At 63.9% G+C, this 24,744-nt stretch carries 23 protein-coding genes and 1 tRNA gene; 6 read left to right on the plus strand and 18 right to left on the minus strand.

Going from position 1 to position 24,744, the window contains the following annotated elements:
- Positions 1-4: 4 nt before the first annotated feature.
- From ASC80_RS18990 to tesB, 6 genes are all read right to left on the minus strand, one after another.
- Positions 5-1,231 carry an aminotransferase class I/II-fold pyridoxal phosphate-dependent enzyme gene (locus ASC80_RS18990; protein WP_056300504.1) on the minus strand — a complete coding sequence of 409 codons (1,227 nt, stop codon included), beginning with the start codon at positions 1,229-1,231 and terminating at the stop codon, positions 5-7.
- A gap of 234 nt (positions 1,232-1,465) precedes the next feature.
- Entirely contained in the window at positions 1,466-2,905 is a 1,440-nt protein-coding gene (locus ASC80_RS18995; RefSeq protein WP_056300506.1) for an ammonium transporter, read from the minus strand.
- A gap of 38 nt (positions 2,906-2,943) precedes the next feature.
- Entirely contained in the window at positions 2,944-3,282 is a 339-nt protein-coding gene (locus tag ASC80_RS19000) for a P-II family nitrogen regulator (RefSeq protein WP_056300509.1), read from the minus strand.
- Between the two features lie 308 nt (positions 3,283-3,590).
- Positions 3,591-4,922, minus strand: coding sequence for an ammonium transporter (locus ASC80_RS19005; RefSeq protein ID WP_056301056.1), 1,332 nt, complete (start codon positions 4,920-4,922; stop codon positions 3,591-3,593).
- A gap of 72 nt (positions 4,923-4,994) precedes the next feature.
- On the minus strand, positions 4,995-5,333 hold the full coding sequence (locus tag ASC80_RS19010) for a P-II family nitrogen regulator (RefSeq protein WP_056301059.1): 339 nt from the start codon (positions 5,331-5,333) through the stop codon (positions 4,995-4,997).
- Between the two features lie 208 nt (positions 5,334-5,541).
- Positions 5,542-6,417, minus strand: a complete 876-nt coding sequence (tesB, locus tag ASC80_RS19015; protein ID WP_056300512.1) for an acyl-CoA thioesterase II — start codon at positions 6,415-6,417, stop codon at positions 5,542-5,544.
- A gap of 185 nt (positions 6,418-6,602) precedes the next feature.
- Here tesB and ASC80_RS19020 point away from each other — a divergent pair, with 185 nt between their 5' ends.
- Positions 6,603-7,823: a ubiquinone biosynthesis hydroxylase gene (locus ASC80_RS19020; protein WP_056300515.1), complete on the plus strand. Its 1,221-nt coding sequence runs from the start codon at positions 6,603-6,605 to the stop codon at positions 7,821-7,823.
- Between the two features lie 148 nt (positions 7,824-7,971).
- Here the strand turns inward: ASC80_RS19020 and ASC80_RS19025 are convergent, their stop codons facing one another.
- The 3 genes from ASC80_RS19025 to trxA all read right to left on the minus strand — a co-directional run bounded on the left by ASC80_RS19025 (position 7,972) and on the right by trxA (position 9,893).
- On the minus strand, positions 7,972-8,166 hold the full coding sequence (locus ASC80_RS19025) for a Trm112 family protein (protein ID WP_200941218.1): 195 nt from the start codon (positions 8,164-8,166) through the stop codon (positions 7,972-7,974).
- A 105-nt stretch (positions 8,167-8,271) separates the two neighbouring features.
- Positions 8,272-8,946, minus strand: coding sequence for an LON peptidase substrate-binding domain-containing protein (locus tag ASC80_RS19030; protein ID WP_056300518.1), 675 nt, complete (start codon positions 8,944-8,946; stop codon positions 8,272-8,274).
- Positions 8,947-8,975: 29 nt separating this feature from the next.
- Positions 8,976-9,893: a thioredoxin gene (trxA, locus tag ASC80_RS19035; protein WP_056300520.1), complete on the minus strand. Its 918-nt coding sequence runs from the start codon at positions 9,891-9,893 to the stop codon at positions 8,976-8,978.
- A gap of 250 nt (positions 9,894-10,143) precedes the next feature.
- Between trxA and ASC80_RS19040 the strand changes: the two genes are divergently transcribed.
- Positions 10,144-10,218 (plus strand) — tRNA-Gly (locus tag ASC80_RS19040).
- A gap of 104 nt (positions 10,219-10,322) precedes the next feature.
- Here the strand turns inward: ASC80_RS19040 and panE are convergent.
- The 4 genes from panE to ASC80_RS19060 all read right to left on the minus strand — a co-directional run bounded on the left by panE (position 10,323) and on the right by ASC80_RS19060 (position 14,243).
- Positions 10,323-11,249 (minus strand): 2-dehydropantoate 2-reductase, encoded by a 927-nt coding sequence (gene panE / locus ASC80_RS19045; RefSeq protein WP_056300523.1) that lies wholly within the window; start codon positions 11,247-11,249, stop codon positions 10,323-10,325.
- Positions 11,250-11,316: 67 nt separating this feature from the next.
- Positions 11,317-12,054: an SDR family oxidoreductase gene (locus tag ASC80_RS19050; RefSeq protein WP_056300527.1), complete on the minus strand. Its 738-nt coding sequence runs from the start codon at positions 12,052-12,054 to the stop codon at positions 11,317-11,319.
- Between the two features lie 85 nt (positions 12,055-12,139).
- The gene (locus ASC80_RS19055; protein WP_056300530.1) at positions 12,140-13,339 is read right to left on the minus strand and encodes an ABC transporter substrate-binding protein; all 1,200 of its coding nucleotides are present in this window, start codon (positions 13,337-13,339) and stop codon (positions 12,140-12,142) included.
- A 286-nt stretch (positions 13,340-13,625) separates the two neighbouring features.
- Entirely contained in the window at positions 13,626-14,243 is a 618-nt protein-coding gene (locus tag ASC80_RS19060) for a DUF2239 family protein (RefSeq protein ID WP_056300532.1), read from the minus strand.
- Positions 14,244-14,407: 164 nt separating this feature from the next.
- Here ASC80_RS19060 and ASC80_RS19065 point away from each other — a divergent pair, with 164 nt between their 5' ends.
- Complete coding sequence (locus tag ASC80_RS19065) at positions 14,408-15,073, plus strand: glutathione S-transferase family protein (protein WP_056300535.1); 666 nt, start codon at positions 14,408-14,410, stop codon at positions 15,071-15,073.
- A 15-nt stretch (positions 15,074-15,088) separates the two neighbouring features.
- Here ASC80_RS19065 and ggt read toward each other — a convergent pair whose 3' ends face one another.
- Positions 15,089-16,834 (minus strand): gamma-glutamyltransferase, encoded by a 1,746-nt coding sequence (ggt, locus tag ASC80_RS19070; RefSeq protein WP_082512665.1) that lies wholly within the window; start codon positions 16,832-16,834, stop codon positions 15,089-15,091.
- 116 nt (positions 16,835-16,950) lie between these two features.
- Here ggt and ASC80_RS19075 point away from each other — a divergent pair, with 116 nt between their 5' ends.
- Complete coding sequence (locus tag ASC80_RS19075; RefSeq protein ID WP_056300538.1) at positions 16,951-18,351, plus strand: MFS transporter; 1,401 nt, start codon at positions 16,951-16,953, stop codon at positions 18,349-18,351.
- A gap of 160 nt (positions 18,352-18,511) precedes the next feature.
- Here ASC80_RS19075 and purH read toward each other — a convergent pair whose 3' ends face one another.
- The 3 genes from purH to ASC80_RS19090 form a co-directional block, all read right to left on the minus strand.
- Entirely contained in the window at positions 18,512-20,104 is a 1,593-nt protein-coding gene (gene purH, locus ASC80_RS19080; RefSeq protein WP_056300541.1) for a bifunctional phosphoribosylaminoimidazolecarboxamide formyltransferase/IMP cyclohydrolase, read from the minus strand.
- Positions 20,105-20,210: 106 nt separating this feature from the next.
- A complete protein-coding gene (locus ASC80_RS19085; RefSeq protein ID WP_056301064.1) occupies positions 20,211-21,905 on the minus strand; it encodes a heparinase II/III family protein in 1,695 nt (564 codons plus the stop codon).
- 313 nt (positions 21,906-22,218) lie between these two features.
- A complete protein-coding gene (locus tag ASC80_RS19090; RefSeq protein WP_056300544.1) occupies positions 22,219-23,559 on the minus strand; it encodes an RsmB/NOP family class I SAM-dependent RNA methyltransferase in 1,341 nt (446 codons plus the stop codon).
- Between the two features lie 191 nt (positions 23,560-23,750).
- On the opposite strand from ASC80_RS19090, the gene ASC80_RS19095 reads away from it, so the two are divergent.
- Positions 23,751-23,996: a DUF1674 domain-containing protein gene (locus ASC80_RS19095; RefSeq protein WP_056301066.1), complete on the plus strand. Its 246-nt coding sequence runs from the start codon at positions 23,751-23,753 to the stop codon at positions 23,994-23,996.
- A 230-nt stretch (positions 23,997-24,226) separates the two neighbouring features.
- On the opposite strand, the gene ASC80_RS24655 is transcribed toward ASC80_RS19095, so the two are convergent.
- Positions 24,227-24,430: a hypothetical protein gene (locus ASC80_RS24655; protein ID WP_349509670.1), complete on the minus strand. Its 204-nt coding sequence runs from the start codon at positions 24,428-24,430 to the stop codon at positions 24,227-24,229.
- Between ASC80_RS24655 and ASC80_RS24660 the strand changes: the two genes are divergently transcribed.
- The gene (locus ASC80_RS24660) at positions 24,430-24,684 is read left to right on the plus strand and encodes a hypothetical protein (protein WP_349509671.1); all 255 of its coding nucleotides are present in this window, start codon (positions 24,430-24,432) and stop codon (positions 24,682-24,684) included. The two genes, ASC80_RS24655 and ASC80_RS24660, sit on opposite strands and share 1 nt — an antisense overlap.
- Positions 24,685-24,744: the final 60 nt, after the last annotated feature.

Consider the following 24,744-nt stretch of genomic DNA (forward strand, 5'->3'; position numbering starts at 1 on the left):
TCGGTCAGCTCCGCTGCTCACTCAAGACCTGAACCATGCGGTGCAATGCCTCGGCTGTTGTCTCGCTGTCCTGCACCAGCGCCACGCGAATGTAGCCGGCGCCGGGATTGTCCGCGCCCGGCTGCACGCGCGCCAGATAACTTCCCGGCAGCACTCGCACGCCGCCGTCCTTGAACAGATTCACCGCGGCCTGCTCGTCGCCGCCGCAGGCGGAAACGTCGAGCCACAGGCAGAAGCCGCCGTCCGGGCGCTGATAGCCGAAGCGATTGCCGAGAATCTGGTCGGCAAGATCGAACTTGATCTTGTAAAGCCGCCGGTTCTCATCGACATGGGTCTCGTCGTCATAGGCCGCGATCGCGACGTGCTGCAGCGGCATCGGCACCTGCGGCGCAGCGACGTTGCGCAGTTCATGAAAGCGCGCGAGAAAACTTTTGTCGCCGGCGACGAAGCCGACCCGCATGCCCGGCAGGTTCGAGCGTTTCGACAGCGACTGGAACGCGACGACGTTGGTGAAGTCGGGACCGGCATTCTCAAGGATGCTGCCCGGCGCGGTCCGTGTGTAGATTTCCGAATAGCACTCATCGCTCAGTACGATGAAGCCGTGGCGATCCGCGAGTTGCTTGATCCGCGCGAAATAGGCGTTTGAGGCCACCGAGCCCTGCGGGTTGGCGGGCGAGGCGATATAGAACGCCACCGTGCGCGCGAGGAGATCGTCGCCGAGCGCATCGAGATCGGGCAGGAACCCGTTGTCGCGCGTGGTCGGCAGGAACACCGGTTCGCATCCGGCGGCGCGGGCGCCGGCGGCATAGGCCGGATAGAACGGATTGGGCAGCAGGATCGCGGGCGGACCCTTGCGCGGCGCGACATGGCGCGAGGCCGCGATGGCCGCGAAAAAAAGACCCTCGCGGCTGCCGTTGAGCACCAGAATTTCGGTTTCGGGGTCGAGCGCGCGGGGCAGGCGGTAGCGCCGCGCCAGCCAGTTCGACGCCGAACGGCGGAACGGCTCGATGCCCTTGGAGATCGGATAGCGGCCAAACTCGTTGATATGTGCCGCCAGGACCGGCCCGACAAACGCCGGAACCGGGTGTTGCGGCTCGCCAAGTGATAGATTTATCAATGGCTTACCGGGCTGATAGGGAGCCAGCAGCTCGGTCAGCCGGGCAAAGGGGGACCGCTCGCCGTCCTGGAGTCCAGTGGCCGGTGCGATACGGGAAGAAGCGGTCATGGCCATGCTTGACGTGCCAGCACTCTCGACGGTCGCGACCCTTCGGATCGCGCGGAAATTAGATCGTGTCACCATAGGTACGGCGAGGTTAAGACGCGATTAACCATCGCCATTTGTACGCGATTTCAGCCCGTTGAGACCCCTCAAAAAGTGAAGGGCCCCAGCTTGCGCTGGAGCCCTCCGACGGCCGGGGCATTGCCGGGTTTGTGCCCCGTCCGTTGTCAGAGTTTTTTAGTGCGCTCACATGTTGTAGGCGCGCTCGGTGTGCTCGGTGACGTCGAGGCCTTCGCGCTCGACTTCGGCGGTGGGCCGCAGTCCGACGATGACATCGACGATCTTGTAGAGGATCGCCGAGCCGATGCCGGAGAGCACCAGCGTGGTCAGCACCGCCTTGCACTGCGCGGTCATCTGGGTGACGAAATCGTAGTCGGCGATCTTGCCGGCGACGTAGTCCATCACGCCGGTGCCGCCGAGCGCCGGATTGACGAGGATGCCGGTGCCGAGTGCGCCGATGATGCCGCCGATGCAGTGAACGCCGAACACGTCGAGCGCGTCGTCATAACCGAGCGCGTTCTTCAGCACGGTGCAGGCGAACAGGCAGACCAGACCGGCGACGAGGCCGAGCACGATCGCACCCATCGGGCCGGAGAAGCCGGCGGCCGGTGTGACCGCGACCAGACCGGCGACCGCGCCTGACAATGCGCCGAGCAGCGAGGGGTGACCCTTGATGACCCATTCAGCGAACATCCATGCCAGCGCCGCGGCGGCGGTGGCGAGGAACGAGTTGGTCATCGCAAGCGCCGCGCCGCCGGAGGCTTCGAGATTCGATCCGGCGTTGAAGCCGAACCAGCCGACCCAGAGCAGCGATGCGCCGATCATGGTCATGGTCAGCGAGTGCGGTGCCATCAACTCCCTGCCGTAGCCGATGCGCTTGCCGACCAGCAGCGCGCCGACCAGACCGGCGATGCCGGCGTTGATGTGCACCACGGTGCCGCCTGCGAAGTCGAGCGCGCCCCACAGGAAGATCTGGCCGCCATCGGCCATCACCTCATCGAGTTTCGCCTGTGCCGCAGCCTTTGCATCCGGTGCCGCCGCGGCGAGAGCCTTGGCTGCTTCGGTGATCGCGTCCGGTCCGGCCCAGTACCAGACCATGTGCGCCATCGGGAAGTAGATCAGCGTCACCCACAGCGGCACGAACAGCGCGACGGCCGCGAACTTCATGCGTTCGGCAAACGCGCCGACGATCAGCGCCGGCGTGATCGCCGCGAACGTCATCTGGAAGCAGAAGTAGATCATCTCGGGGATGTTGACGTCGGCCGTGAATGTTGCCGCCATCGAGTCGGTGGTGATGCCCGACATGAACGCCTTCGAGAAGCCGCCGATATAGGCCGAGCCGCCGGTGAAGGCGAGGCTGTAGCCGTAGATCGCCCAGATGATGCAGACGATACACACGGTGTAGAACACCTGCGCGAGCACCGAGAGCATGTTCTTGGAGCGGACGAGGCCGCCATAGAACAGCGCGAGGCCCGGGATAGTCATCAGCAATACGAGGATTGTCGATGTCATCATCCAGGCGCTGTCGCCCTTGTTGACGGTTGGCGCGGCGTAGGCCGCGGTTGCGGCGAACAGGCCGACAGTGAGAGCCGCCAATCCCGCGCAGGTGGGACGCTTGAACGTCATTTGTTTGTACTCCTGATTGAAATGAGGTGAGCGCGAGATCAGAGCGCCGCGTCGTCGGCTTCGCCGGTGCGGATGCGAATCGCTTGCTCGAGTGCGATCACAAAAATCTTGCCGTCGCCGATCTGGCCGGTCTTGGCTGTGCTGGCGATGGCTTCGATGGTCTGATCGACATGGCTGGTCGCGACAGCGACCTCGATCTTGATCTTGGGCAGAAAGCTCACCGCGTATTCAGCGCCGCGGTAGATTTCGGTGTGGCCCTTCTGTCGGCCGTAGCCCTTGACCTCCGTCACCGTGAGGCCGTGAACGCCGATGGCGGTCAGGGCATCGCGGACTTCTTCCAGCTTGAATGGCTTGATGATCGCCATAACGATTTTCATCGGTTCATTCCCCGCTTGAGCCCGGGCCGAGCGGCCGGGCAATCTCGACTGATGGTCACCACGCGAAGAACGACCACGACGCGGACACATCCGGGAATGAAGGAATTCAAATGCCGTGCCAGAGCGGCGGAATTTGCTAACGGATTATGAATCCGAGGGTTTTTGGCGTCGCGGGACCGCAGGCGCGAGGGGGCCTGATGGGGTCGCCTAAAATGACGACAGGGATGCCCACAACATAGGCACGACAGACAATCGCCAAAATCCTGCCCAGCACGCAGGCAGACGGCAGCTGGAACGGTGTCGTCCGGTTACTGGAGCGCTTCGCCGTGCTGGGTGATGTCGAGACCCTCGACCTCGCTCTCGCGCGAGACCCGGATCTTGACCATGAGGTCGATCGCCTTGAGCAGGACGAAGGTCACGCCCGCCGTCCAGACCAGCGTCACCGCGACTCCGTAAAACTGCAGCAGCAGCTGGCGCGGATTGCCTTCCAGCAGGCCCGAGACACCGCCGATCGCGCTTGAGGCGAAGACGCCGACGAACAGCGTGCCGATCAATCCGCCGATGCCGTGGATGCCGAACACGTCGAGGGTGTCATCGTATTTGAAACGATGCTTGAGGCTGGTGCAGGCCCAGAAGCACACCGCACCGGCGACCAGGCCGATCACGATGCCCGCACCCGGCGATACGAAACCCGATGCCGGCGTGATGGTGCCGAGGCCGGCCACTGCGCCCGAAACCATGCCAAGCACCGACGGCTTGCGGCGTGTTACCCATTCCAGCGCGCTCCAGATCAGCGCACCGGCGCAGGCGGCCAGATGCGTCGACATGATCGCCATCACCGCGCGCGAATTGGCTTGCAGCGCCGAGCCGCCGTTGAAGCCGAACCAGCCGACCCACAACAGGCCGGTGCCGATCACCGCCAGCGACAAATCGTAGGGCGCGAGATTTTCCGAACCGTAACCGCGGCGGCTGCCCATCATCAGACAGGCGACGAGGCCCGCGGTGCCGGCGCTGAGATGGACCACGAGGCCGCCGGCGAAATCGAGCACGCCGGCCTGGCCGAGAAAGCCGCCGCCCCAGACCCAGTGCGCTAGCGGCACATAGACCAGCGTGAACCAGCCGGCGCAGAACAACATGTAGGATGAAAACCGCATCCGGTCGGCGACCGAGCCCGCGATCAGCGCCACCGTAATCACGCCGAAGGTCATCTGGTAGAGCACGAACAGCGCTTCAGGAATCGTTTTCGCCGCTGCGTTGACGCCGGTCATGGTCATGCCGGATAGCATGACGCGCTCAAGCGTGCCGATCGCCGCGCCGTCGCCGGTGAACACCAGGCTGTAACCGTAGACGACCCACAGGATCGAAATCATCGCCACCGCCGCGAGGCTTTGCGCCATCGTCGCCAGCACGTTCTTCTTGCGCACCATGCCCGCGTAAAACAGCGCGAGGCCGGGGACCGTCATCATCAGCACGAAAGCGGTGGCGACGATCATCCATGCGGTGTCGGCGGGATCGATTGTGGAGGGCGCGGGCGGAGCCGCAGTCTGCGCGAAGGCCGATGCGGCGAATGTCAGGGCGAAGATCGCGGTGAGTGCGGCCGCAGCTGTTTTGCTGGCGGCGCGTCGCGGCAGTTTGGTCATCATGGTGTCCCCCGGCCCGTAATTCCTGTCTGAAAAACCCGGTGTCTTGGATGCACCGTTGAAATCATGAAATCAGAGCGCGTCGCTGTCGGTCTCTCCGGTGCGGATGCGCACCGCGCTTTCGATCGGCGTCACGAACACCTTGCCGTCGCCGATTTGTCCGGTGCGCGCGCCGGCGGTGATGACCTGCACGGCTTGGTCGGCCAATTCCGACGAGACCGCGATTTCAATCCGCAGCTTGGGCAGGAAATTCACGACATACTCGGCGCCGCGATAGATTTCGGTGTGGCCCTTCTGGCGGCCGTAGCCCTTGACCTCGGTGACGGTCATGCCATGAACGCCGATCGCGGTGAGTGCGACCCGGACCTCGTCGAGCTTGAAGGGTTTGATGATCGCAGTGACGAGTTTCATGGCGCGGCCCCTGGTGCGGACACCGGCGACCGGCCGGCACACGGGTCACACTTCTACCTGTGCCGATCAACTTGGCAAGGCGCACAACGGTCAGGCAGGTTCGTTGCTTGCGATAAATGCAGCGGGCCGGGAGATTCGGCAACAGTCGTCATTGCGAGCGATCGGCGGACCTTCGGGGTGTCGGGCCTTTAGCTTCAATTCTAGAATTCTAGGCCTTGTCCGGGGTCTCGCGCCGTTCGCGGACCGAGCCTTCCTGAGCTACGGATGCCACCAGCGTGCCGTCCGGCTTGAAGATCAGGCCGCGGGTCAGGCCGCGTCCGTTGCGGGCGTTCGGGCTGTCCTGGCTGTAGAGAAGCCATTCGTCGGCGCGGAACGGGCGGTGAAACCACATCGCGTGGTCGAGGCTCGCCGGCATCACCCGGCTGTCGAACAGGGTGCGGCCGTAGCGCGCCATCACCGCGTCGAGCAGCGAGAAGTCGGAGGCGTAAGCGAGCGCGCACAGGTGCAGCGCCGGATCGTCCGGCAATTTCGCGGCGGTGCGGACCCAGAGATTGATCTTTCCGTCCGGAATCTTCTCGCCGAAGTAGCGCTTGTATTCGACCGGCCGCAATTCGATCGGACGATCGGACTCGTAATAGCGGCGGATGAATTCCGGCATCTGTCCGAAGGATTCCTTCGACAGCGCTTCCGCCGTGAGTTTTTCCGGCGGCGGCACGTCGGGCATCTTGTCCTGATGATCGAGCGAGCCTTGCTCGTCGACATGGAACGACACCATCATCGAGAAGATCGCCTGGCCGTGCTGGATGGCGGTGACGCGGCGGGTCGAATAGCTCTTGCCGTCGCGCAGCCGCTCGACCTGATAGATGATCGGAATTTGCGGATCGCCCGGCAGGATGAAATAGCAATGCAGCGAATGCGGCATCCGTCCTTCGACGGTGCGGCATGAGGCCACGAGCGCCTGTCCGATCACCTGCCCGCCGAACACCCGTTGCCATCGCGTCTTCGGGCTGAGGCCGCGGAACAGGTTCTCCTCGAGCGGCTCGATGTCGAGAATGGAAATCAGGTCGATCAGGCTTTTCGACATCAAATGGTCTCGCTGAAGTCTCGAAGTGAGTGCCACGATCGCGACAGGAGGCACGGTTTCCGCGGCAGCCCAACTCTGCTAGAAGGCGCCGGTGCAGGAACCGCGCCCGGCTCCCGCGTATTTCACTTAAAGCCCGGTGCGAGGCAAGGGCGCTGATGCGAAATCGGATCAGGTAACGGGAAACCATGGCGGCACAACGAGCTATCGTGATCGCGGGCGGCGCTTTCGCCGGTCTGGCGCTGGCCCTGGCGCTGCGTCAGGGCCTCGGGCCCGACGCGCCGGTGATCGTCGCCGATCCGGCGCTGGCGACGCGTCCGAGCCGGGACCCGCGCGCCTCAGCCATTGTCGCAGCGTGTCGGAGGTTGTTCGAGACCATCGGGGTGTGGGATGCGGTGGCCGAAGGCTCGCAACCGATCCTCGATATGGTCGTGACCGACAGTCGCCTTGAAGATGCGGTGCGGCCGACCTTTCTCACCTTCTCCGGGGATGTTGCGCCGGGCGAGCCGTTCGCGCACATGGTCGAGAACCGCCATCTGATCGATGCACTGGCGCAGCGCGCCGAGCAGGACGGCGTCGAACTGCGCGCGGTTGCGGTGTCGGACTATGAGTCACGTCCCGACGGGATCAAGGTGACGTTCAGCGACGGCAATGTCGTCGAGGCGAGCCTGCTGGTGGCCGCCGACGGCGCGCGGTCGCGGCTGCGCGAGCGCGCCGGCATCCTGACCAACGGCTGGGACTATGACCAGTCCGGCATCGTCGTCACTGTCGGGCATGAGCGCGATCATCAGGGCCGCGCCGAAGAGCATTTCCTGCCCGCCGGTCCGTTCGCGATCCTGCCGCTGAAAGGCAACCGCTCGTCGCTGGTGTGGACCGAGAAACGCAGCGACGCCGCGCGCATCGTTGCGCTGCCGGAGGATGAATTCAAAGCTGAACTGGAAACACGTTTCGGTCTGCATCTCGGTGAGATCGCGGCGCTGGACAAGCCGCGCGCGTTTCCGCTCGGCTATTTCGTCGCGCGCTCCTTCATTGCCGAACGCCTCGCGCTGGTCGGCGATGCCGCGCACGTCATTCATCCGATTGCAGGCCAGGGCCTCAACATGGGCCTCAAGGACATCGCGGCGCTGGCCGAAGTCGTTGTCGACGCCGCGCGTATCGGCATCGATCCGGGGCAAGCCGATGTGCTGGAGCGCTATCAGCGCTGGCGGCGGTTCGACACCATGGCGATGGGTGTCGCCACCAACTCGCTCAACTTCCTGTTCTCGAACCACTCGACCCTGCTCCGCACCGTGCGCGACATCGGTCTCGGCGTGGTCGATCGGCTGCCGCCGCTGAAAAGCGCGTTCATCCGCCAGGCCGCGGGTCTGTCCGGCGAAGTGCCGCGATTGCTCAAGGGCGAAGCGCTGTAGTCTTCAACGATCACATAGCCTCATGGTGAGGAGGCGCGTCAGCGCCGTCTCGAACCATGGGCGCTGGAATTAGATCATGCGCCTCACCCTTCGAGACGCACGCAAGAGCGTGCTCCTCAGGATGAGGCAAGGGCTGCGCGCGATACGATCACTCGATGGGGCGCGCTTCTTCCGGCAGCATGATCGGAATGCCGTCGCGGATCGGATAAGCGAGCTTGGCCGAGCGCGAGATCAGCTCCTGCCGCACGCTGTCGAACTCCAGTGGACCTTTGGTTTGCGGACAGACCAGAATTTCAAGAAGCTTCGGGTCGACGGCCGCTTCGGGCCGTTCGGGAGGCGTCATGGTCATATCCGGCCGTATCCTTGTGAACGCAGATGATTACGCTACTGTGCAACAAATTGCGTCGGAAAAACAGATGGCAGCGGCCGCGACCGGCGGTGATGCAGGTCACTGCAGCGGCGGGTCGCCGGACGTTTTCTTCTTGGCGAGATCCATCTCGGTGACCGCGATCAGGATTTCGGCGCGGGTTTTCAGGTCCGGCGCTTCCAGAAGCGCCTGCTTCTCCGCGGTGCCGTAGGGCGACATCATCGCCAGCGCGTTGACAAGTGCTTCATTGGGCGCGCTGTTGATGCCGTCCCAGTCCACCTTGAGCTGGTTGGCCTTGAGAAAGCGCGTCAGCGCATGGAGCACAGCGTCGCGGTCGACATCGTCCTCACCCTTTCGCGCGACGAAATCGTCGACGAAGGGAAAGAAATCGACCTTGCACTGGCGATAGGGCGTCAGCACCGAAAGTTCTTCCACGACTTTGAAGCGGGCGATGCCGGTCAGTTCGAGAATGTAGCGCCCGTCGCCGGTTTCCGCGAACTGCGTGATCCGGCCGACGCAGCCGACCTTGAACAAGGACGGCACCGCTTCGCTGCGCGAATGCGCGGTGTCGGGCTGGATCATGCCGATCATGCGATGACCGTCACGCAGCGAGTCGTCGATCATTTCCAGATAGCGCGGCTCGAAGATATTCAGCGGCATCTGCCCGCGCGGCAGCAGCAGGGCACCGGGCAGGGGAAATACCGGGATGATCTCGGGAAGATCGCCGGGTCCGCGGTATTCGGAATTGATCGGCATCCGCACCCTCACGTGTCCCGCTTCGATGCTCACGAAAACAGGATGGTGGACAAACGCTTTCGGGCATCGACGGTTGCGTCGTCATCGCCGCCCCATGCTTCGAAAAACTGGAGGAGCTGCTTGCGCGCGGCATCGTCGTTCCACTTGCGGTCGCGCCTGACAATCTCAAGCAGATGATCCGCTGCTTCGGCGCGCTTGTGGCCGGCGTTGAGCGCGGTGGCGAGATCGAAGCGCGCCTGATGATCGAGCGGATTGGCGGCGACCTTCTGCTCAAGTTCGGAGACCGGGCCGACAGCCTGCGCCTGCTCGGCGAGATCGAGCATGGTCTGCACTGCCGAAATCGCCGCGTCGCTGCGCTTCGATTCCGGAACCATGCCGAGCGTCTGTTTGGCCTGATCGAGCGCGCCGGTGACGACATAACAGCGCGCAAGACCGGCGATCGCCGGAATGCTGGAGGAATCCTCGCTCAGCGCCTGCGCATAGAGCGAGGCGGCGGTCGCGGCATCGCCTTCGTTCAGCGCCGCTTCGGCCTCGGCCAGAAGATCGGCCGATCCGTCCATGGCAGGCATGCCCTGGGTCAGCTTGTCGATGAAGGCAGCGATCTGGCTTTCCGGAACCGCGCCCATGAAACCGTCGGCCGGCTGGCCGTTGACGAAGGCAATCACCGCCGGGATTGACTGGATTCCCATCTGGCCGGGGATCGCGGGATGCTCGTCGATGTTCATTTTGACAAGTTTCACCCGGCCCTTGGCGGCGCGAACCGCCTTTTCCAGAATCGGGGTTAGCTGCTTGCACGGGCCGCACCATGGCGCCCAGAAGTCGATCAGGACCGGCTGGTGCTTCGATTCCTCAATGACATCCTGCACGAAAGTTTGTGTGGTGGTGTCCTTGATCAGATCCGGCGATGCGCCCGCCGCGGCTCCGTTGCCCTGGTCAATAATTGTCACGTGATCCCTCGCCTGCCAGCCATTTTGCTGAATGGCCGTGGTTCTAGCACAGCCAGCAGGATAAGTGGCGGCGGGGCGCCGGATTTTCAATCCGTGGCAATCGGGGCGAATTTTGCTCGGAACACCGGATTTATGGGCTAGGGTGCCGAAAATAGACGGTCCCGTCAGGAGTCTGGCTGTTGCAATGCACCGCCGCTTTTGGCATAGGTTTGCCCGGCGGCGCGGATGACGCGCCACAATTCTCTGCGATGCGGGTGTAGCTCAGGGGTAGAGCACGACCTTGCCAAGGTCGGGGTCGAGGGTTCGAATCCCTTCGCCCGCTCCAGAAATTTCTTGGCGATCTAAAAACTTGCTGAAAAGCGTGATGTGATGAACGAAAGGCCGCCCTTGGGCGGCCTTTGTCGCTCCTCCGGCCGGATGGGGTGACGGTCAGCCGCGCTGGGCTTCGTAGGTTTTCAGGTGCGTGTAAATGACGCGCAGCAGCGGCACGTCGAGCGCGGGCCTGGCCGCTTCGGCGCGGACGATCAGGTCGCCGACGATGTGATCGGCCTCGATGCGCGAATTTCCCTGGATGTCGCGCAGCATCGACGCGGTGAGGGTTGAGTTCTTGTCGAACAGCATCGCTTCGGTGCGCGCGATAAGGGCCGGGCGGGGTTCATGACCCGCCGCTTTCGCGATGGACGCGATTTCATCGCGCACGCCGCGAATAAACGCTTCGCCGCCGGGTGAGCTGACGATCTTGCCGACCGGCGCCCGCATCATGCAGGTCGCGCCGGCGAGCGTGGCGAGAAAGATCCATTTCTCCCACATCTCCTGCATGATGGTGTCGCTGGCGGTGGCCTCGAAGGCCTCGCCTTTGAGAGCGGCCGCAATCGCCCGCGCGCGGTCGCTGATCCCGCCGTCACGTTCGCCGAACGACAGCGACAGCATCGGAATGAAGTGGTGGATCACGCCTTTGTCGTCGAGCTGCGCGGCGATGGCGCATTGTCCGCCCATCACGCGGGCCTTGCCGAACTTCGCGTCCAGCACATCGAGATGCGTCATGCCGTTGAGCACCGGGATGATTACGGTGTCGGGGCCAACCGCCGGCGCGAACGATGCGATCGCATCGTCGAGATCGTAGGCCTTGCAACTCAGCAGGATGACGTTGTAGGGCGCCTTGATGTGTCCGGCGGTAACGGTGGGCGGATTGGGCAGCGTGACATCGCCGAGCGGGCTCTTGATGATGAGACCTTGCCGGGCCAGCAACGCCGCGCGTTTTTCGCGGACCAGAAAGGTGACGTCACCTCCGGCCTGCAACATCCGGCCGCCGAAATAACCGCCGGTCGCGCCGGCGCCGATCACCAGAATTCGCATGACAGCTCCACTTCTTGCCGAGTGTTTTGAATGAATGAGCAGGGAGAAAAGGCAGGATCGATCTATTCTACCACTTTTCGCCGAACGGGCGAATCTCCATCTCGAAAGTCCAGGCGCTGCGCGGCTGCCGGTAAAGCTGCCAGTAGGATTCGGCAACCGACGACGGCGGCATCAAGAGGTCGGGATTGTTGAGCGCATCGGGCCCCAGAGCCTCGATACGGCGCTGTCGCACCCATTCGGTATCGACGCCGGAATCGATCACAAGATGGGCGACGTGGATGTTCTTGGGGCCGAGTTCACGAGCGATCGATTGCGCCACCGCGCGCAGTCCGAATTTGGCGCTGGCGAACGCCGCATAACCGGAGCCGCCGCGCAGGCTGGCGGTCGCGCCGGTGAAGAAGATGTTGCCCTGGCCGCGCGGCACCATCAGGCGCGCCGCTTCGCGCCCGGCAAGAAAGCCGGAGTAGCAGGCCATCTCCCAGACCTTGCGGAAAACGCGCTCGGTGGTGTCGAGGATCGGGAAATTGACGTTGGCACCGATGTTGAAGATGCAGACTTCGAGCGGCGCGTGCTTGTCGGCGTCGTTGAGGAACGACACGATTTCATCTTCCTTGCGCGCATCGAGCGAGCGGGCGTGAATTTCGCCGCCGGCCGCTTCGATCTCTTTCACTAGCGGTGCTAGCTTGTCGCCGTTGCGGCGGCCCGCGAAAATCGTGAAGCCTTCGGAGGCGAACTTCTTGGCGATCTCGCCGCCGATGAAGTCGCCGGCGCCGATCACGGCGGCCGTTGCATTGCGCTTGGTCACGGTCGTTCTCCTTGGGTGAACTCGATTATGGCCGCATGGCCGGCAACATCAATCGCGATTGCGCCGGCCACGTCACAGGCTCTCGTTATTCGGAGTCGTCGTTGATGATGCCGCCGAAGAGGTCCCAGGCCTTGCCGTTCCAGCGCTGCAGGCTGAGCTGGGTATAGACCTTGTTGTTGGTGGCGCTGGTGTTCATGACGATGCCGGGCAGTGACAGCGGCAACGCCAGCCCCTTGATGTTGCGGGCCTGCCTGGCGATGTTTTCGCGCGACAGGTCGTTGCCGCATTGTTTCAGCAGGGCTTCGAGAACGACGCCCTGATGCATGCCGGTGAAGTAGTTGCTCTCGGATATATCGGCGCCCGGCATGTATTTCTCCATGAACGCCTTGTACTGCTTGACGCCGGCGTCATCCGCCCAGCGCGGATCGTCGACGTCCTTGCGATAGGTTGCGGTCACCACGCCCTTGGAGATATCGAGACCGGCCGGCGTCAGCACCGACGAGATCGAGCTCGACACCAGATTGGTGATGAACAGCGGTTTCCAGCCGGATTCATGAGTCTTGCGGATCGCCTGCGCCGCGAATTTCGGCGTGCCGGCAAACAGCAGCACCGAAGCTCCCGTGCTCTTCAGCGACATCACTTGCGAGTCGATGGTCGGCTGGCTGACCTCGTAACTTGAGGTCACCACCTTCTTGTCGAAGGCGTCATTGTATTCCGACTTGAAGCCCGCGACGAAATCGCGGCCGAGATCGTCATTCTGGTAGAGGATCGCAATCTTTGCGTCAGGAAAGTCCTTGGCGATGTAGCGCGCATAGGCTTTCGACTCGGTGTCGTAGCTCGGCAGCGCCGTGGTGATCAGCGGATAGGTCTTGGCGTCGGTGAAGCGCGCCGCGCCGGTGACGATGAAGGTCTGCGGGACCTTCTTGGCGGCGAGATATTTCGCGATCGCCAGATTGCCCGGCGTGCCCAGCGTCGAGAACATGAAAGCGACTTCGTCAGATTCAACGAGACGGCGAGCGTGCTCGACAGTCTTCGGCGGGCTGTAGGCGTCGTCGGCCGTGATGAGGTCGATCTTGCGGCCGTTCACACCGCCCTTGTCGTTGATCAGGTTGACATAGGCGATCAGCGCCTTGCCGACATTGCCCAGCGCCGAGGCCGGGCCGCTGAAGGGGAAGATCGCGCCGACCTTGATCTCGGTCGCGGTGACGCCCGGCGCATTGCCGGCCAAAGCGGGTGCGCAAAGCGCGGTAGCGAGCAGCGCCGCCAAAGCGGATTTCCTGAGCATCGACGTGTCTCCCTCATTAGTTTTTTGGTCTCGATGAGGGTCAGCAATAAAGTTCTATTTTAGAACTGTCAACGTGAGAGAACTTTGAGCGAAATCGGCAGATGAGCAGAAAATCAAATAAGATAGCTCTTTCAGCAACTAAGGTCTTGGTGATTGGTGGAGGATCAAGATATCATTTTGGAATTGAGGCAGATCTTTATCGGCTATAGTGAGCGCGCGGCAAAACGAGCCCACGATCACTGCGGGCTCGTTCCGATATCCGGGATTGCTCGGTGCGGCGTATCGATCAGGTCGCGGTTGACCGCGGGCTGCCGAGCGCCAATTCGGCCAGACGTGCGCTGTGATCGCGGATGTCAGCGGGCAACGATGCGATCAGCGAACCGAAGCGCGAGGCGTCGCCGGCATAGAGCGCGCGCAATGCGTCTTCATAGTGCGGCTTGTTGCCGGCCATCGCCGCCATGAAACGATAGGCCGATTCCTGCGCCTGACGCACGCGATCCTTGTCGAACGTCGCCTTGCGTGCGTCGTCGACCAGTTTGCGGATCGCAACCGATGCGCCGCCGGACTGCGCGCCGAGCCATTCCCAGTGCCGCGGCAGCAGCGTGATTTCCCGCGCGACCACGCCGAGCTTCGGACGTCCCGGTCCGCGCATCGGCGGTGCTTCTTCCGGGGCCGCGCCCGCGCCGTCGTGACTATCGTCCGGCAGCCGGGCCAGCACATCGGCGAGGCTGCCGCGAAAATCGATTTCGACCGGACGGCTGGTGTTGACGGTGAACATCAGCGGTGCGAGGTCGGGGTTGTGGGCGAGCGCTCCCTTGACTGCCGCCGCGACCTCCCGGAGCGGGCCGGAAGCGATGCGGCGGTCGCCATCGAAGGCAATGATGTGGGAGGCGGGCGGGTGCATTGATAATCCTCGGGAATTCGACCAGATCAATATTTACCCGGGTAAAATTATCCTGTCAATAATACCCGGATAAAATATCGGCGCAGGTCGCCCCGATCCCGGCTCGACATCAATCCTGCCGACTGTCACGGTTTCCGTGGCCATGGTGGCACAAGGAACGCGCGATGCTCACGGTTCATCATCTGAATAATTCGCGCTCACAGCGGGTGTTGTGGCTGCTCGAAGAGCTCGGCGTGCCCTACGAGATCGTGCGCTATCAGCGCCAGCCGTCGATGCTCGCGCCGAAAGAACTGCGTGCGATTCATCCGCTCGGTAAATCGCCGGTCATCACCGACAACGGCAACACCATCGCCGAGTCCGGCGCGATCGTTGAGTACATCGTCGAGACGTACGGCAATGGCCGCCTGATCCCGCCACCGGGAACGCCGGAGCGTCTGCGTTACACCTACTGGCTCCACTACGCCGAAGGCTCGGCGATGCCGCTGCTGGTGCAAAAGCTGCTGTTCACCGTGATCCCGAAGCGGGCGCCGGCGCTGATGCGCCCGATGATGAAGATGGCGTTCGGCAAGGTGCTCGCGACGGTCGTCGATCCGCAGCTGAGACAGCACATCGGATTCTGGGAAAGCGAACTAACGAAAAGCGAATGGTTCGCCGGCAACGAATTCAGCGCTGCCGATATCCAGATGAGCTTTCCACTGGAAGCTGCGACCGCGCGCGGCGGTCTCGACAAAACCCGTCCGAAGGCGATGGCGTTTCTTGAACGGATTCATGCGCGGCCCGCCTATAATCAAGCGCTGGAAAAGGGCGGGCCGTATCAGGTCGGGCGTTAGGTTGCTCGCGGCCGCCTAGTAACCCGCTGCTTCCGCGCCGCGGGTGCGCGGGTCGGCGGCACCGAGCAGCCCGTCGGCGGTGACCGCAATCGAGTTGGCCGAGGTCTGGCCGAGCGGCATCGCGATGGTGTGCCCTTTCGCCTTAAGCGCATCGAGAACATCGGCGGGAAATCCGTGCTCGACGCGCACTTCATCCGGCAACCATTGGTGATGCAACCGTGGCGCGGCGACCGCAGCGGCGACGTTCATGTGATGATCGAGCACATTGACGACAACCTGCAGCACCGTGGAGATGATGCGGCTGCCGCCCGGCGAGCCGGTAACCAGAACCGGCTTACCGTCCTTGAGCACGATGGTCGGCGTCATCGACGACAGCGGCCGCTTGCCGGGGCCGGGCAGATTGGCTTCGAAGCCGACCAGACCGTAGGCGTTCGATGCGCCGGGCGCGGCGGTGAAATCGTCAAGCTCGTTGTTAAGCAGCACGCCGGTGCCCTCGGCCACGAGGCCGAGGCCGTAACTGAAATTCAGCGTGTAGGTGTTGCTCACCGCGTTGCCCTCGCGATCGACCACGGAGAAATGCGTGGTGTTGCTGCCTTCGCGTTGCGGCGTCACCGGCAGCTTCGCCGCCGGCGTTGCCTCGGTCATGTCGATCGAGGCGCGCTGGCGCGCGGCATAGTCTTTCGCGGTCAGTTGGGCGAGCGGCGCATTGACGAAGGCGGGATCGCCAAGATAGCGCGCGCGGTCGGCATAAGCGCGCTTCATCGCTTCGATCATGACATGAAGCGTGTCGACCGAGCCGGCGCCCATTTCGTGCAGCTTGTAGCCTTCGAGAATGTTCAACGTCTCCAGCAGGACGGTCCCTCCGGAAGACGGGAGTGGCATCGAGACAATGTCATAGCCGCGATAGCTGCCGCGCACCGGCTGTCGCGTCACCGCGTGATAAGCCTTGAGATCGTCGGTCGTGATGATGCCGCCGGCGGCGCGAATGCCGGCAGCGAGCTTGTCCGCGACTGGTCCTTCATAGAATCCGCGCGGACCTTGCGCGGCAATCGCCTCCAGCGTCGCGGCGAGATCGGTCTGGATCAGCCGGTCGCCTGCAACAAGCGATGAGCCGTCGGGCCGCGAGAAAATGAATCGGCTTGAGGGCCGCTTCGCCAGCCGCTTGTGCCAGTCCGGCAAGGTATCGCCTGTATCGTCGGCGACAATGAACCCGTCGCGCGCCAGATCGATCGCCGGCATCAGCAGGTCGCGCAGGGAGAATTTTCCCGAACCGTATTTTTCCAGCGCGAGTGAGAGACCCGCGACTGTGCCCGGCACGCCGATGCCGAGTGCGCTGCTGCGCGATTTCGCCGGATCCGGCTTGCCGTCGGCGCCGAGAAACATGTCGCGGGTGGCGGCGGCGGGCGCCGTCTCGCGATAGTCGAGCGCGATGTCCTGGTTGTCCTTGGCGAGATGGATCATCATGAAGCCGCCGCCGCCGATGTTGCCGGCGCGGGGATAGGTCACGGCCATTGCGAAACCGGTCGCGACCGCCGCATCGACCGCGTTGCCGCCGCGCGACAGAACGTCCGCGCCGATTCGTGCGGCGATCTTTTCCTGCGCTACAACCATTCCGTGTTGTGCCGGTACCGGCTTGATGGTGCCGAGCGCAGGCGGCGTATAGAAGCCGTGTCGCGAATCCTGTGCGTGCCCCGCACACACCAAGGTGGCGGCAACGACGATCGCGGTCAGGCCAGCGCGGATAACGGAGAACGATCCCATAAGCGACTCCGGCAAACGGTCTTAGGCAAAAAGCCGATAGCAATGATGCCGGGGCTATATATGCTTTCGGCGTCGCGGAGGATATGCCCCCGCTGATTCGGGCAGGAGCATCACGAATGGCGCGGACCGGCGCGTTGGACGATCGCGGCGCGGCATCTGCGCGAACATATCCTCCCCGTTCGGCCGTATTGGGCTGGGTTTTGTTCGATTGGGCCGCACAGCCTTACTTCAGCCTGATCACGACATTCGTTTTCGCGCCATACTTCGCCACCCATGTGGCGTCGAATCCGGCGACCGGACAGTCGCTGTGGGGCTTTGCGACCGCTGCGGCCGGCCTGGTCATCGCGATCATGTCGCCTGTTCTCGGCGCGATCGCCGATGCCGGTGGCCGGCGCAAGCCGTGGATCGCGGCATTTGGCACGCTGTTGGTGATCGGATCGTCGATCATGTGGATCGGCAAACCCGGCGATCCGTCGGTGATCCTGCCGCTGCTGATCGCATTCGGCATCGCCACCATCGGCGTCGAATTCGCCACGGTGTTCAACAATGCGATGATGCCGACACTGGTGCCGCCGGAAAAAATCGGCCGGCTGTCCGGCACCGGGTGGGCAACGGGCTATATCGGCGGCATTCTCAGCCTTGTGATCGTGCTTGGCTTTCTCGCCGCGAATGCCGACACCGGAAAAACGCTGTTCGGCTTTACGCCGCTGTTCGGGCTCGATCCCGCAACCCATGAAGGCGACCGCATCACCGGACCTTTGACCGGACTGTGGTTCATGATCTTCGTGCTGCCGATGTTCCTGTTAACGCCGGATGTCGCGGCAAAGAAACCCGCGCTTGGCGCGGTGCGCGAAGGCTTGCGTGAATTGCGCGAAACGCTGACATCATTGCCGGGCAATCCGGTGATGGCGACGTTCCTGATCGCCAACATGGTCTACACCGATGCGCTGGTGGCACTGTTCGCGTTCGGCGGCATCTATGCGGCGGGCACGTTCGGCTGGCACACTATCCAGATCGGGACGTTCGGAATCCTGCTGGCGTTTTCCGGCACCATCGGTGCATGGCTCGGCGGCAAGCTCGACGATCTGTTCGGTCCGAAGAAAGTGATCGCCGGAAGCATGATCATTCTGCTGGCGGCGATTGCCGCGATCCTGTCGATCGATCGCGACACGCTGTTCTTCGTCGTCAAGGTTGCGCCGCCGGTGCCGGGCGGCGGCCTGTTCGCAGCACCCGCGGAGAAAGCTTATCTCGCGCTCGGCTTCCTGATCGGCATGGCCGCAGGGCCGTTGCAGGCGGCGTCGCGCACGCTGCTGATCCGGCTCGCGCCGAAGGATCGCATCACGCAATATTTCGGGTTGTTCGCGCTGTCCGGAAAAGTGACGTCTTTCATGGCGCCGCTGGTGGTCTCGATCGTCACTGCCGTCACCATGAGCCAGAAGGCCGGCATGGCGGTGCTGATCGTGTTCTTCCTCGCCGGCCTGGCGCTGCTGTCACGGGTGCAGACAGCACGGGCGTAACTCTCCAAGGTTGGAAGGCGCGGTGCGCCGTGCGGAACTGCTGCGGCGTACTCGATGTCATGCCCGGGTTTGTCCCGGGCATCTCGCTTGGGAAGGCCCTGTGCCACGTGAATCGGGACGGCCGGAACAAGTCCGGCCATGACAAACTGAAAGACTGGGCTCAGTGCTTGAAGTGCCGCGTGCCGGTCAGCACCATGGCGATGCCGTGCTCGTCGGCGGCCTTGACGACTTCGTCGTCGCGCATCGATCCGCCGGGCTGGATCACCGCGGTCGCACCGGCTTCGATCGCGACCAGCAGGCCATCGGCGAACGGGAAGAACGCGTCCGACGCCGCCACCGAGCCCTTGGTCATCGGCGCGGCGAGCCCCAGTTCCTTCGCGGCGTCCTCGGCCTTGCGCGCGGCGATGCGCGCGGAATCGACCCGGCTCATCTGGCCGGCACCGATGCCGACGGTGGCGAGATCCTTCGCATAAATAATGGTGTTGGATTTCACGTGCTTGGCGACGCGGAAGGCGAAGCGCAGGTCGCGCAGTTCGGCATCGGTTGGCGCCCGCTTGGTGACGGTCTTGAGCGTCATGTCGTCGACCACCGCGTTGTCACGGCCCTGAACCAGAAGTCCACCGGCGACGGTCTTGGCCGTCAGTCCCGGCGCGCGCGGATCGGGCAGGCCGCCGGCGAGCAGCAGCCGTAGATTCTTCCGTTTGCCGATGATGGCGATGGCCTCGTCGGTGGCGTCGGGCGCGATAATCACCTCGGTGAAAATTCCGGCCACTGCGTTCGCCGCATCCGCATCGAGCGTGCGGTTGAATGCAATGATGCCGCCGTAAGCCGACGTGGAATCGCAGGCCAGCGCCTTGCGATAGGCTTCTGAGAGGTCAGCGCCCTCGGCGACGCCGCACGGATTGGCATGCTTGACGATGACGCAAGCCGCCGTGCGCCTGGCGTCGAACTCGGCGATGCATTCATAGGCGGCATCGGTGTCGTTGATGTTGTTGTAGGACAGCTCCTTGCCCTGAAGCTGGCGCGCGGTGGCGACGCCGAAGCGGCGGTCCGGCGTCTTGTAGAATGACGCCTGCTGGTGCGGGTTCTCGCCGTAACGCAGCGCCTGGATCAGTTTGCCGCCAACGGCGCGGAAATCCGGCGCGGTGATCTTGAGGCGATCGGCGAACCAGTTCGAAATCGCCGCATCGTAAGCGGCGGTGCGGGCATAGGCTTTTGCGGCCAGCCGCTTGCGCAGACCGAGCGTGGTCGCACCGTTGCTGGCGGCGAGTTCGTCGAGCACTGCCTGATAGTCGCTGGCCTCGACCACCACGGCGACGTCGTCGTGGTTTTTCGCGGCGGCGCGGATCATCGCCGGGCCGCCGATGTCGATATTCTCGATGCAATCCTCTTCGCTGGCGCCACGGTCGACGGTTGCCTCGAAGGGATAGAGATTGACCACCAGAAGATCGATCGGCGCGATGCCGTGATCCTTCATCGACTTGGCGTGATCGGCGTTGTCGCGGATCGCGAGCAGACCGCCATGGACCTTGGGATGCAGTGTCTTGACCCGGCCATCCATCATTTCCGGAAACCCGGTCAGGTCCGACACGTCGGTGACCTTCAGCCCGGCTTCGGCGATCGCCTTGGCGGTGCCGCCGGTCGAAACGAGATCGACACCGTGCCCGGCGAGAGCTCGGGCAAACTCGATCAGGCCTGATTTATTGGAAACGGAAAGCAATGCGCGGGTCACCCGGCGCGGATGGTCGGTCATCAGATCGGTCCCAGATGTTGAGGCTGCCGCGTAGCACGAATTCCGGCGCGGCAAAACCATATTGACCCGTTGCCAAGCGGTTTTCTCGCGCGCCGGGCGCTCTCGATCAGAGCGGTAATTCCGGCTCGCGACGCGCGTCGCGGCGGGCCACGGTGGCCGAGGCAGATGCCGACGAACGGATGAAATTCCAGCGGATGGTCGAAACCTGCCGGGCGTTCTGGCGGATGACGATCTGCGAGGTTCGTCGCGCTCCATCGGAGCCTGCCAGATACACGCTGTCCTCCAGATCAACCCTTTCGCTGGCGGCCTCGAAGGTCCAGACGTCGCGATTGGGCAGAACCAGCATCACACCGCGGCCGTCACTGAGGCGGCTCGCCTTGACGAACGGATGAAGATGGAAGCGCAGCGTATAGTCGTCGGCGCCGCCCTTGAATGCCGCGCCGGGGCGCTTGGCGATCGTGTCTTCGCCGTCGATCCGGCTGCCGTCCTCGGACAGCATCAGCACCCGCCGGTGGGTGACGCCGAATTGCCTGAGGTAGCCGTCATGCGACATCGTCAGCAGCGTGCCGCTTTCGGTTACCTCGCGATAGGCTTCGATGTTGACGGGGCCGGAGACGATCGGCGCGCCCTGCAGCATTTTTTTCATCGCCGAGCGTTCGATGAACTTGCATGACGAAGTCTCGTGATAGGTCAGCGTCGAGTGGGCTGCGGTGCTGCGCGCGAATACCCGCCAGTTGTCGCGCCCGGTCGGCGGCATTCCGCAATTGACCACGATCCGGTTGGTGCCCGACGACAGTTCGAACGACAGGCAGCCGGCATGGGCGTCGTGGCTGACGCTCGGCGGCGGCGGCGGGCCGGTATCGGCGATGATGACGGTCGGCCCGGCGTCGAGACGCTGGAAGCCGGTGTGCGGCATGCTCGCCATCGGTGTGCCGTGGGTGTCGTCATAGGCGAGCAGGGTCGCCACCACGCCGGACGGCGCGTTGCTCATGCCGTTGAACAGCGCGAAAGAGCCGTCGCCGTGGCGGAAGAACCGCAGCATCGGCATCATCCGGTCGATCGCGTTGAGCAGTGCCTGCGGCGGCGCGATGTTGCGAGCGGCAAAAGTCTGCCGCAGCGGCAGAAGATCAAGCAGCAATTCCACCAGCGCGCCGGGATTGCGCGAGATGTGTCCGCCGTCGGGCAGGATCTGGCGCTGCAATTCGTCCGAGAGTTTGCGCGTCGCAGTGCGGATATGCTTGCTCTGGTTGGCGAGGCACAGCGACGCGTAGCACAGCGCGATCATCACCTGCAGCCGCGGCAGGCCGTCGGCAATATCGACCGCGGTGTAGCGCAGGGTCCGGATTTCGCGCGACAGATGACGCAGGAAGCGGCGATAGAATTTGGGGTCGGCGTCGTTGAGCACCAGCGGCGCCTGCGACAGCAGCGAGATGATCCGCCGCGCGAGCACGTCAGCGCGGCGCCCGACCGCGCTCTTGCGTTTCGGATTCGACAGCCAGTCGTCGATCAGCGCGCGGGCGTTGGCGCGGGTGATGGCGGATTCGGCGGCGCGCAGATGACGCAGCCAGCCGAAACCGAGCAGCGCGACCTCCCAGTCCTCCGACGGCGGATCGAGATCGAACACCGAGCGGCCGTGGCAGGTGACGATCTTGCCGGCGAACACGAAGCGGCCCGAATAGACCTCGGCGGCGCGGGTGGCGTCAGTGGTGCGCAAATCGTGCGGCGCGATCAGCAGGCGATCGGTGCGGCCGGGGAACAGACGCGACACCGCAACCGACCTGCCGCTGGCGCGCGCCATCATCTTCCGCGCGGCGCGGACCAGCAAAAGCCTCGAAATGCGTCTTCGTCCTGCCACGCGCCCTGCCCGCTGGAATCCCCAAGCAATCTTTTAGTCTGGAATTGCGCGCAACACACCCTGTTGACCCTGGCTGCACAGGCAAATGCCGCGCCGGAGTCCGCAATTCGACGCCAGCATGGCGTCGTCGAATCAAAATGGTTATGAACCATTCTATCCGGGGCACGGTCCGGCCCAAAAGCCAGGTCTGCCAGGGCAGAGTCTGCCAAGGGAAAGCCTGTCGCGGACCGATGCCCGCCGCTTCAGGCCGGGGCTGTCGTCAGGATTTGACCAGCCGCGCGGCGTAGAAGCCGTCGAGCCCGGAAAGCCGGGGATCGGCGTGAGGCAGATGGCACGGCAGCGTTCGCAGATCGCCATCCGGCGTGATCAGTTCGGCATGGCCCGCGACATCGCTCGCGGTGACGGGAACCCGCTTCACGCCGGACTCGGCGGCGAGCAGCGCAGCAATCGCGTGCTCGCCTTCTTCCGGCTCGAGCGAGCAGGTGCAATACACCAGCGTACCGCCGGGCTTGAGCAGCGACACCGCTTTGGCGAGCAGCCGCTGCTGCACGGCTGCCAGCATGCCGATGTCGCTTTCCTGCTTCAGCCACGCCACGTCGGGATGGCGCCGGATGGTTCCGGTGGCGGCGCATGGCGCATCGAGCAGCACGCCGTCGAACAAATCGCCGGTCCATTCGGCGGCATCGGCGACGACGGTTGTCGCCCCGAGCGACAGGCGCGCGAGATTGTCCTTGAGACGGGCGATGCGGGCCGGCGAGCGGTCGATCGCGGTCACCGTTGCCCCGCCATGAGCGAGTTGCGCGGTCTTGCCGCCCGGCGCGGCGCAGAGATCGACGATGGTCTTGCCATTGAGATCGCCGAACAGGCGGGCCGGCATCGCGGCGGCGGCGTCCTGCACCCACCATTGGCCGTCGCTGAAGCCGGGCAGCATGGTGATCGGGCCCTGCAGCACCGTGCGGATGGTTCCGGTGGAGAGTGCCTCGCCATGCAGCCGCGTTGCCCAGGCGGCCGCGTCGGATTTGGTGGTGAGATCGAGCGGCGGCTCATGGCCGATCGCTTCCGCCATCGCTTTCGCGTTGTCCTCGCCGTAATGCGCGACCCAGCGCTTCACCAGCCATGGCGGCAAATCGATCATCGAGGTGCGGACTTCCTCGATGAGCGGGTGCCCTTCGCGCGCGCAGCGGCGCAGCACGGCGTTGACGAGGCCGGCATATTTCGCGGCGCGCCGGTCGGCCTGCACCAGACGAACGGAGAGATCGACGGCGGCGTGATCGGGCACGTCCATCCAGAGAATCTGAGTCGCGCCGATCAGTAGCGCGCTTTGCGCGCGCGGCGCGTCGGTCGGAACGCCACGATCGAGCAGCCGCGACAGCACATGCCCGAGAGTTCCGAGCTTGCGCAGGATGGTGGCGACCAGACGGCGCATCAGTGCACGATCGCGGTCGGACAGCGATTTCAGACCGGGATGAGCGCCCGTGCCTTCAAGCTGTTCGTCGAGCGTGCGCCGCTTGTGCAGCACTCCGTCCAGGATGTCGGCGGCAATCCGACGCGCGGCGAGGCCGGGCACCTCGGTCGGCGGGACGAATCTCGAAGGCTTCATGCGGACGGAACATCACTTGGCGGGAACAACGGCGACACCTGGGTCGCGGCGAGAGCGCATCCGTGACACCCGAATATGCCAATTGTAAGAATCGCCTTCATGCGATCACAGTTGTTGCGCGGAATAATCATGCAGTACGGTCTCGCATGAATGTGCTTTCCGCTTTGTTGCCCGAGTCCGGAGTTTTCCGCATGAACGACCATCCCGCACACCCATCCGATCCGGCTAGCGCCGATGCGGCCGCCCCGCCGCGCAAGCCGCTTACCCCGGAGGCGCAGCGGGCGCTGGCCGAGGCCGCCGAGCGACGGGCCCAGGCCGAACGCGATAGCCAGCAGGAAGATATCCTCAAGGGTCAGAAGGAAATTCAGGGACCGAAGGGACCGGAGCCGACCCGGTACGGCGATTGGGAACGCAAGGGAATTGCGTCCGACTTCTAGTATCCGGCCTATCGCATTACGCCAATACAACCCAAGATTGCAGTTGCGAATCGCATAGGTTGCGCTAATCTAGGGATATGTTCCTAGCGTCCCGCTCAGCTATGTCATTCGGCCGCTCGCCGTCGGCGTTGCTGGCCTGTGTGTTTGTGCTCGGGATCGTCTTCGGATCGCTGCTGCCGTTGAAGCCGGCCCACTGGCCCGAAGCGGTGGCCGCTCGTGGCGCCGGGGCGTCAGCGCCCCATGTTGCGCCGGATGGCGGACAGGACGGCATGGTTTGGGCGCGCAGTGGAAACCGGGATGCGCGCCACCCGGTCGAGGTCGTTCGGGTCATCGACGGCGATACGCTTGAGGCTCGGGTGCATCTGTGGCCGGGATTGGAGATGATGACGCGGGTTCGGCTGCGCGGCATCGATGCGCCCGAGTTGAAAGCGCATTGTCCGGAGGAGCGCGAACTGCCGAGATTGCACGGGACGCCCTGCAGGAAATGCTCGCCGCCGGCGATGTCGCGATCTTCAATATCGGTCCTGACAAGTACAACGGGCGCGTTGTCGCCGATGCCGCGACGCGCGGGACGCCGAATGTGTCATCGGCGCTTCTTTCGGCCGGTCATGTGCGACGCTATGGCGGCGGCCATCGCAGCGGCTGGTGCGCGCGGGCGAGCCGGGAGCGCGGTATCGCGTCAAAATAATCCGCTTCAAAATATAAAAAGCCGCGCTGGTGCGCGGCCTTTTCATTCCGGCGTTATCGC

The sequence above is a fragment of the Afipia sp. Root123D2 genome, from assembly GCF_001425835.1.
Taxonomy (GTDB): domain Bacteria; phylum Pseudomonadota; class Alphaproteobacteria; order Rhizobiales; family Xanthobacteraceae; genus Afipia.

Bases quoted from the DNA above. Each gene is read 5' to 3' on its own strand.
- ASC80_RS18990 (WP_056300504.1), bottom strand. From the start codon at position 1,231: ATGGCCATGACCGCTTCTTCCCGTATCGCACCGGCCACTGGACTCCAG.
- ASC80_RS18995 (WP_056300506.1), bottom strand. From the start codon at position 2,905: ATGACGTTCAAGCGTCCCACCTGCGCGGGATTGGCGGCTCTCACTGTC.
- ASC80_RS19000 (WP_056300509.1), bottom strand. From the start codon at position 3,282: ATGAAAATCGTTATGGCGATCATCAAGCCATTCAAGCTGGAAGAAGTC.
- ASC80_RS19005 (WP_056301056.1), bottom strand. From the start codon at position 4,922: ATGACCAAACTGCCGCGACGCGCCGCCAGCAAAACAGCTGCGGCCGCA.
- ASC80_RS19010 (WP_056301059.1), bottom strand. From the start codon at position 5,333: ATGAAACTCGTCACTGCGATCATCAAACCCTTCAAGCTCGACGAGGTC.
- tesB (WP_056300512.1), bottom strand. From the start codon at position 6,417: ATGTCGAAAAGCCTGATCGACCTGATTTCCATTCTCGACATCGAGCCG.
- ASC80_RS19020 (WP_056300515.1), top strand. From the start codon at position 6,603: ATGGCGGCACAACGAGCTATCGTGATCGCGGGCGGCGCTTTCGCCGGT.
- ASC80_RS19025 (WP_200941218.1), bottom strand. From the start codon at position 8,166: ATGACGCCTCCCGAACGGCCCGAAGCGGCCGTCGACCCGAAGCTTCTT.
- ASC80_RS19030 (WP_056300518.1), bottom strand. From the start codon at position 8,946: ATGCCGATCAATTCCGAATACCGCGGACCCGGCGATCTTCCCGAGATC.
- panE (WP_056300523.1), bottom strand. From the start codon at position 11,249: ATGCGAATTCTGGTGATCGGCGCCGGCGCGACCGGCGGTTATTTCGGC.
- ASC80_RS19055 (WP_056300530.1), bottom strand. From the start codon at position 13,339: ATGCTCAGGAAATCCGCTTTGGCGGCGCTGCTCGCTACCGCGCTTTGC.
- ASC80_RS19060 (WP_056300532.1), bottom strand. From the start codon at position 14,243: ATGCACCCGCCCGCCTCCCACATCATTGCCTTCGATGGCGACCGCCGC.
- ASC80_RS19065 (WP_056300535.1), top strand. From the start codon at position 14,408: ATGCTCACGGTTCATCATCTGAATAATTCGCGCTCACAGCGGGTGTTG.
- ggt (WP_082512665.1), bottom strand. From the start codon at position 16,834: ATGGGATCGTTCTCCGTTATCCGCGCTGGCCTGACCGCGATCGTCGTT.
- ASC80_RS19075 (WP_056300538.1), top strand. From the start codon at position 16,951: ATGGCGCGGACCGGCGCGTTGGACGATCGCGGCGCGGCATCTGCGCGA.
- purH (WP_056300541.1), bottom strand. From the start codon at position 20,104: ATGACCGACCATCCGCGCCGGGTGACCCGCGCATTGCTTTCCGTTTCC.
- ASC80_RS19085 (WP_056301064.1), bottom strand. From the start codon at position 21,905: ATGATGGCGCGCGCCAGCGGCAGGTCGGTTGCGGTGTCGCGTCTGTTC.
- ASC80_RS19090 (WP_056300544.1), bottom strand. From the start codon at position 23,559: ATGAAGCCTTCGAGATTCGTCCCGCCGACCGAGGTGCCCGGCCTCGCC.
- ASC80_RS19095 (WP_056301066.1), top strand. From the start codon at position 23,751: ATGAACGACCATCCCGCACACCCATCCGATCCGGCTAGCGCCGATGCG.
- ASC80_RS24655 (WP_349509670.1), bottom strand. From the start codon at position 24,430: ATGCGCTTTCAACTCGGGCGCATCGATGCCGCGCAGCCGAACCCGCGT.